Annotated in this window: 1 protein-coding gene; it reads left to right on the forward strand. The window is 57.5% G+C overall.

The features are described from left to right. Positions 1-611, forward strand: a 611-nt coding sequence (locus ACXJKH_RS21500) for a hypothetical protein (RefSeq protein ID WP_457322423.1), incomplete at its 5' end; no start/stop codon positions are given. Positions 612-817: the final 206 nt, after the last annotated feature.

Below are 817 nucleotides of genomic sequence, written 5' to 3' on the forward strand. Positions count from 1 at the left end.
TATTCCAGCAAACTCCGTTGGACGGGACGTTYGGTGACCTCGTGGTCGGGGCGGACTGGTGCCTGGCCCTGGAATTCAAGCGCGAGGAGGGGACCATCGACTCGGAGAAGGAGAAATGGAGCAAGGAAGCGCTGCAGGCCTTTGATAGTGACACGCTGCTGAAGGTCGCCTCCCGCAGGGCCCACATGTTGTGTTTCAGCCGGTCAACGTCCGATGGAATCGATCTGTTCGCTGTGGCCTATGCATCCGCGTTGGGCTTGGGTAAGTCCAAGGTTGAGATGGAGTGCCATCGCCTGATCCTGGGCCTCGTGGGTCTGGTCGGCGACAAATCTCCAGAAGCCAAGAAGAAGATTGGCCTGCCGCCCGGTGATCTTGAGGCGTACCTGCGCAAGCTGGCCTCGTATCGCAAGCAAGGCGGAGGTGGAAGGGATGCGACCTGGCTTGCCGTGGCCAAAAGCGACGATAGCTTCAAGATCCGGACGAGCTCTTCGCTGGAGCAACTTCTGGAACCTCTTCAAGAACGTGCCCAATCCCCTGCTCATCGTGAGGATCGCAGTGTCTGGCGTGGGCCGACACTCGGAAGTCGAGAAGATGACGAGCACGACCGGTGATACATAGAGGGATCAGATTGAACCCGCTTCACCCAGATGCACTCAATGAGTGCATCTCGAAGCGAGGCCCGCCGGCAGGAGGTTCGGGTTTGCAAGCGACTGTCCTCTCGGACTGGGATGTCGGTCGTATGACAACTGATCYAGCCGATAGCAGCAGAGTTGTTACAGAAAAATAATTCTCCCCTAAATATTGAGGCCAGCACATC

The organism is Stenotrophomonas sp. P5_B8, assembly GCF_054049855.1.